Raw genomic sequence first — 6,715 nt, forward strand, 5'->3', positions numbered from 1 at the left:
TCAACAACACCCAAAAGCTCTCTCAGATGATGGGCATTGCAAAGAACGTGAACTGACGTATATAAAAACAGGATTTCCAATGATCATGTTATTGTCAGACTCCGAAAAACAGGTGTCGCATAGAAAGCTCACTTCATCGCCATTCGACAACGCTTTCCCGTTTCAGAATCCCATCATAAAACACCCCTGCGACGAGTTGTGTCGCATGCAAACCAAAAAGTGAAATTTTTTCTAATCAGTGCTTCGCAAATACACGACTACCACCTGTAACCTCACAAGCGTACAATTACTACCTTCCCAAAATTCCCCTCTGAGCTATCTGGCCCTCCGCTCCCCTGAGTCAATAAAAGACAATGGTACAAGCTATGAGCGGTAGCGTGGGGGAAGCTTCACAGAACCTGCCAACGGCCAATCTATGAACACCACTGAACAGCAGTTCCTTAAGGCGCTGGACGATAAGCTATGGAAAGCTGCGGACAAACTGCGCAATAACCTTGATGCCGCGAACTACAAGCACATTGTGTTGGGTTTGATCTTTCTGAAATATGTGTCGGATGCTTTTGAAGAGCGTCAGGAAGAACTGAAAACTCTCTTTCAGAAAAACGACGATGACAATATCTATTACCTGCCCGGGGGCGATTTCGATTCCGACGCAGACTACCAGCAGGCCATTGCCAACGAGCTGGAAATTCTCGACTACTACCAGGAGAAGAATATCTTCTGGGTGCCCAGGCATGCCCGTTGGAGCACACTGAAAGATACCGCCACCCTGGCCATAGGTTCCGTGATCTGGCAGAACAAACAGCGGGAAGACGTTAAGCTGCGCTCCATCTCCTGGCTGATCGACAATGCGTTAGATGAAATTGAAAAAGCCAACCCAAAATTAAAAGGCATTCTTAACCGTATCAGTAACTATCAGCTGGAAAATGAAAAACTGATTGGCCTGATTAACAGTTTCTCGGACACCAGTTTCCGTAACCCCGAATACCAGGGCGAAAAGCTTGAACTGAAAAGTAAGGATATTCTTGGCCACGTTTATGAATACTTCCTCGGTGAATTTGCACTGAAGGAGGGCAAACAGGGTGGCCAGTACTACACGCCGAAAAGCATCGTCACCCTGATTGTGGAAATGCTACAACCCTTTCAGGGACGGGTGTATGACCCGGCCATGGGCTCCGGTGGTTTCTTTGTCTCCAGTGAGAAGTTTATTGAGGAGCACGCCAAAGAGCGCCATTACGACTCCAGCGAGCAGAAAAAGCATATCTCCGTGTATGGTCAGGAGAGCAACCCCACCACCTGGAAGCTGGCGGCCATGAATATGGCCATTCGGGGCATCGACTTTAATTTTGGCAAAAAGAACGCCGACAGTTTTCTGGATGACCAGCATCCGGATCTGCGTGCCGATTTTGTTATGGCTAACCCGCCGTTCAATATCAAGGACTGGTGGCATGCCCGGCTGGAAGAAGATGTACGCTGGCAATACGGCACACCGCCCAAAGGCAACGCTAACTTTGGCTGGATGCAGCATATGCTCCACCATTTGAACGACAATGGTTCTATGGCGCTGCTGCTGGCCAATGGTTCCATGAGTTCCAATACCAATAATGAAGGAGTGATTCGTCGTCAGCTGATTGAGGCCGATCTGGTGGAGTGTATGGTGGCGCTGCCGGGGCAGCTGTTTACCAATACGCAAATTCCTGCCTGTATCTGGTTTTTGACCAAGAACAAGCAGAGCGGTCATGGCAAGGTGGATCGTCGGGGGGAGACACTGTTTATTGATGCTCGGAATATGGGCTTTATGAAAGATCGGGTACTGAGGGATTTCACACGGGAAGATATTACCTCGATTGCTCACATGTTCCATGCCTGGCAGCAAGGAGAGGGTTATGAGGATAAGCCCGGCTTTTGTTTTGCAGCTTCTCTCGAAGACATTAAGAAGCACGACTTTGTTCTCACACCAGGGCGTTATGTAGGCGCTGCTGAACAGGATGACGATGGTGAGCCGTTTGCTGACAAGATGTTGCGGTTAACTGGGTTGCTTCAAGAGCAGTTTGCTGAGAGTGATCGGTTAGAAGGGGAAATTAAAAACAACTTTGCAGGGTTGGGTTATGAATTCTGAAATCCAACCAACCGAATACGGTTCATTTCCATCTAACTTTCGATGCTCAAAACTTTCGGAGTTATGTGCTGAAAAAATAGGAGTTCAAACGGGTCCGTTTGGCAGTCAATTACATAAAGAAGACTATGTGCAGGTTGGTACTCCAATAATCACAGTTGAACACTTAGGTGATAATCGAATTATTCATATAAACACTCCGTTTGTGTCAGATGAGGATAGGATTCGCCTCTCGAAGTATCATTTGCAAGAAGGTGATATTGTGTTCTCCCGTGTTGGTTCTGTTGATCGTAGAGCCATAGTTAGAAAAGAAGAAAATGGTTGGCTTTTCTCTGGTCGTTGTCTTCGAGTAAGAGCCGATAAAGAAAAAATAGACCCACTTTACCTATCCTATTTTTTCGGCTTAGAGGCATTTAAAAAATATATAAGAGGTATTGCTGTAGGTGCGACAATGCCTTCTATCAATACTAAAATTTTGAGCGATATTTCGATTTATTATCCAGAAAGTCTGGAAGCACAACGAGAAATTGCAACAACTTTTTATGCAATTGATGAAAAAATTGAAATCAATTCAAAATCGAATCAAACCCTCGAAGCCATCGCCCAAACCCTCTTCAAAAGCTGGTTTGTCGATTTCGACCCGGTAAAAGCCAAACTATCGGTATTAGCAGCAGGCGGCAGTGCCGAAGAAGCCGAACGGGCAGCCATGTGCGCCATCTCCGCCCGAGACGAGGCAAGCCTGAACACCCTGCAAACCGAACAACCCGAAGCCTACGCCGAGCTTGCCCGAACGGCTGCCCTGTTTCCTTCTGCTATGCAGGATTCCGAGTTGGGTGAGATGCCGATGGGGTGGGAGCTTAGTGAAATTGGTAAAGAGGTGAAAATTGTTGGAGGTGGTACACCATCAACCAAACAACCCGATTTCTGGGATAATGGTGATATATGCTGGACGACACCAAAAGACTTATCGAATGCAACTGATAAAATAATACTGGATACAGAGCGTAAGATTACGAAAGAAGGCTTGAATAAAATCAGCTCAGGGCTGCTTCCGGTCAACACTGTCTTGCTATCATCCAGGGCTCCTGTTGGCTATTTGGCACTTACAAAAGTTCCGTTGGCTATCAATCAGGGCTACATAGCCATGCGCTGTGAGCAAAACTTACCACCTGAATATGTGCTTTTATGGGCATCCTCAGTAATGGATGAGATAAAGCAAAGGGCAAGCGGCACAACCTTTGCGGAAATTAGTAAAAAGAATTTTAAGCCAATTAATGTGGTTGTCCCATCAAAAGCACTTTTGGATATTTTCACTCAACATGCTTCAAACATTTATGATCAGATTGCAAATCAAGTTTCTGAGAACTCTTCATTAACCAGAGTAAGAGACACCCTCCTCCCCAAACTCCTCTCCGGCGAACTAACCCTGCCCGACACCACACCACCCAAGGCAAACCCGCCAGAAAGTGATACTCTGGAAGGACAACAATCACAACAGCCACTGATGGAAGCCGCCGGATGAAGCTTGAGTCCCTGACAATCAAAAACTACAAGGTCTTTCAGCATGTGGAGCTGAAAAACCTGCCCGGCATGTGCGTCTTTGTCGGTGCCAATGGCAGCGGGAAAACCACACTGTTTGATGTGTTTGGGTTTCTCAGGGACGCCCTGCACGGTAATGTGCGCACCGCATTACAAAAACGCGGAACTTTCAAGGAAGTTGTTACCCGTGGATGCATTGATCAGCCCATAGAGTTCACCCTGCAATTCCGCTTGCCCATTGGCGGCGTTGACCGACTGGTGACTTACCTGTTGGAAATTCGACAGGACAAAGGCCGCCCTATCGTTGCCCGGGAGATACTCCGCTATAAACGGGGCAGCCAGGGTTCACCGTTTCATTTCCTGGATTTCCGGGGGGGCCGGGGTTACGCCATTCTTAATGAAGAAGACTTCAATAAAACAGACTCAGAACTGGAACGGGAAGAGCAGACGCTGGATAGCCCGGATATTCTGGCCGTAAAAGGACTCGGACAATTTCAGCGATTCCGGGCAGCCAATGCCTTTCGTCAGCTGATTGAAAACTGGCATGTCTCCGATTTTCATATCAGCGATGCCCGCCAGACCCGGGACGCAGGCTATGCAGAGCATTTATCGCCCCAAGGGGAAAATGCCGCGCTGGTGGCACAGTACCTCTATGAGCAACATCCGGATATTTTCCAGCATGTACTGGATAAAATGAAACAACGGGTGCCAGGAGTAGAAGATGTCAAAGCGGTAGAAACTGACGATGGGCGCATTGTCCTGAAATTTCAGGATGGTAGCTTTAAAGACCCGTTTGTGGCTCGTTATGTCTCCGATGGCACCATCAAGATGTTCGCTTACCTGTTGCTACTGAATGATCCATCGCCTCATCCATTGCTTTGTGTCGAGGAGCCGGAAAACCAGCTCTATCCAAGCCTGATCGTGGAGTTGGCGGAGGAATTTCGAAGTTATGCCGATCAGGGTGGCCAAGTGATGGTGTCTACCCATTCGCCGGATATGTTGAACAGCATTCAATTGGAAGAGATTTTCTGGTTGAAGAAAAGCAACGGTGTCACCACCATCGAGCGTGCTGCTGATAATACGTTAATAAAAAGTCTTGTTAAGGGCGGCGATTTACCTGGTGCTCTCTGGAAGCAAGGGCTGTTTGACGGAGTAAACCCCTGATGACAGAGTTGGTCTTTTTGCTGGAAGAGCCCTCTGCTCAAGTATTGCTGAATACATTGTTACCCCGACTGTTACCACCGGAAGTCTCTTTTCGATGTATTCCCCATGAAGGCAAGCAGGATCTGGAAAAGTCCATACCCATCAAACTGCGCCATTGGAACATCCCCAATAGCTGGTTTGTGGTGGTGCGTGATAAAGACCAGGACGACTGTGAACGCCTGAAAGCACGACTACAACAGCTATGCGAAGAAAACCATCGGCCGGAGACACTGGTTCGCATTGCGGTTCATGAATTGGAAAGCTGGTTTCTTGGGGATCTTGCTGCGGTAGGTGCAGCTTTTAACAAGCCCCGGCTGGCCGAAAAGCAGAATGGCCGTAAGTTTCGTAATCCTGATGCCTTGGCCAATGCTCAGGAAGAGTTGAAAAAGCTGATTACCGGATATCAGAAAGTCTCTGGTGCCCGATCCATTGCGCCCCACCTTAACCTTACCAACAATCGGTCGGTCAGTTTTCAGCAGTTTGTCACCGGCGTTCACACTTATCTGGAACGCATCAATACCATGTAAATGGTTGTTTAAGCGCCTCTGATTTCTGTTCTGGTTTCTGTCTTGGTTCCTGTCTTGGTGATGGCCTTCCTTGCCACGACCTCACACATTCTTTTAATGAAGTCACGGATATGATTACTGAAGATCAACTTGAACAACTCTGTTTAGAGTGGTTCCGCGCAGCTGGCTGGGAAGTCTTGCACGGCCCTGATATTGCTCCGGACGGCTCAAACCCCATGCGCGGCAATTATCAGGACGTATTGCTAAAGCCAGACCTGGAAAAAGCCGTTACCCAGTTAAACCCGCATCTACCTTCTGGCTGCTTTGAGCAGGTATGGGCAACGCTGACCAAACCGGAAAGCCTTGATCTAATCACCAATAACCAACACTTCCACAAGCTGCTGTTGGAGGGTGTGCCGGTGGATTACAAAGGCGACGATGAGCAGTGGATAAACGACCATGCTTTTTTAGTGGATTTTGAATCGGTCGCCAATAACCGGTTTGTGGCGGTGAACCAGTTCACACTGACCGGCACCAAAAACCCGCGTCGCCCGGATATTATCTGCTTTATTAATGGCATCCCCTTTGCCGTGCTGGAGCTGAAAAGCCCCGGTGATGAGAATGTGGATATCTGGGATGCCTTTAACCAGCTGCAAACCTATAAGGATGAAATCAGCGACCTGTTTATTTTTAATGAGGCGATGGTGATCAGCGATGGTTATACCGCCCGGGTGGGTTCCCTGACCGCTGACCAGGAACGGTTTATGCCCTGGCGTACCATTCAGAACGAAGAAGACCGACCAGTGCTGGAGTGGCAACTGGAAACACTGGTGCGGGGCTTTTTCGACCGGGCACTGTTTCTGGATTACATTCGCTATTTTGTGCTGTTTGAAAGTGATGGTGAACGCACCATCAAGAAGATTGCCGGTTATCACCAGTTCCATGCGGTGCGGGAAGCGGTTCGGGCAACGGTGCTGGCAGCACAGGAACAGTTGGGGGAAGCGGCCTCACAGACGTGTCGGGGTGGTCGTATTTTGCCCGGCAGTAAAAAGGCGGGTGTCGTTTGGCATACCCAGGGTTCGGGCAAGAGCATCTCCATGTGCTGCTATGCCGGTATGTTGCTGCAACAACCGGCCATGAATAACCCGACGCTGGTGGTAGTGACGGATCGGAATGATCTGGATGGTCAGCTGTTTAACACTTTCAGCAGTGCCCGGGAACTGTTAAAGCAGACACCGGTGCAGGCTAATGACCGGGAAACGTTGCGTCAGTTACTGGCGGAAAGGGAGTCCGGCGGCACCTGAATTCAAGTCATAAATGCATAACCCATGACTTTTCTTACATCTATCCC

Annotated in this window: 6 protein-coding genes; all 6 read left to right on the top strand. The window is 48.5% G+C overall.

Annotation, left to right across the window (positions count from 1 at the left end; translation table 11 throughout):
- Positions 1-223 (top strand): hypothetical protein (locus KDK14_RS02900; RefSeq protein WP_257263520.1); only part of this gene is annotated, 223 nt, incomplete at its 5' end.
- Between the two features lie 192 nt (positions 224-415).
- Positions 416-2,119 (top strand): class I SAM-dependent DNA methyltransferase, encoded by a 1,704-nt coding sequence (locus KDK14_RS02905; RefSeq protein ID WP_257263521.1) that lies wholly within the window; start codon positions 416-418, stop codon positions 2,117-2,119.
- Entirely contained in the window at positions 2,109-3,638 is a 1,530-nt protein-coding gene (locus KDK14_RS02910; RefSeq protein WP_257263522.1) for a restriction endonuclease subunit S, read from the top strand. The genes KDK14_RS02905 and KDK14_RS02910 overlap by 11 nt, the downstream gene beginning before the upstream one ends.
- Positions 3,635-4,819 (top strand): AAA family ATPase, encoded by a 1,185-nt coding sequence (locus tag KDK14_RS02915; RefSeq protein WP_257263523.1) that lies wholly within the window; start codon positions 3,635-3,637, stop codon positions 4,817-4,819. The genes KDK14_RS02910 and KDK14_RS02915 overlap by 4 nt, the downstream gene beginning before the upstream one ends.
- Positions 4,819-5,385, top strand: a complete 567-nt coding sequence (locus KDK14_RS02920; protein ID WP_257263524.1) for a DUF4276 family protein — start codon at positions 4,819-4,821, stop codon at positions 5,383-5,385. Before KDK14_RS02915 ends, KDK14_RS02920 begins: the two co-directional genes overlap by 1 nt.
- A gap of 110 nt (positions 5,386-5,495) precedes the next feature.
- Positions 5,496-6,668 (top strand): type I restriction endonuclease subunit R, encoded by a 1,173-nt coding sequence (locus tag KDK14_RS02925; RefSeq protein WP_257263525.1) that lies wholly within the window; start codon positions 5,496-5,498, stop codon positions 6,666-6,668.
- Positions 6,669-6,715: the final 47 nt, after the last annotated feature.

The sequence above is a fragment of the Endozoicomonas sp. ONNA2 genome, from assembly GCF_024606365.1.
GTDB lineage: Bacteria > Pseudomonadota > Gammaproteobacteria > Pseudomonadales > Endozoicomonadaceae > Endozoicomonas.

Bases quoted from the DNA above. Each gene is read 5' to 3' on its own strand.
- KDK14_RS02910 (WP_257263522.1), top strand. From the start codon at position 2,109: ATGAATTCTGAAATCCAACCAACCGAATACGGTTCATTTCCATCTAAC.
- KDK14_RS02915 (WP_257263523.1), top strand. From the start codon at position 3,635: ATGAAGCTTGAGTCCCTGACAATCAAAAACTACAAGGTCTTTCAGCAT.
- KDK14_RS02920 (WP_257263524.1), top strand. From the start codon at position 4,819: ATGACAGAGTTGGTCTTTTTGCTGGAAGAGCCCTCTGCTCAAGTATTG.
- KDK14_RS02905 (WP_257263521.1), top strand. From the start codon at position 416: ATGAACACCACTGAACAGCAGTTCCTTAAGGCGCTGGACGATAAGCTA.
- KDK14_RS02925 (WP_257263525.1), top strand. From the start codon at position 5,496: ATGATTACTGAAGATCAACTTGAACAACTCTGTTTAGAGTGGTTCCGC.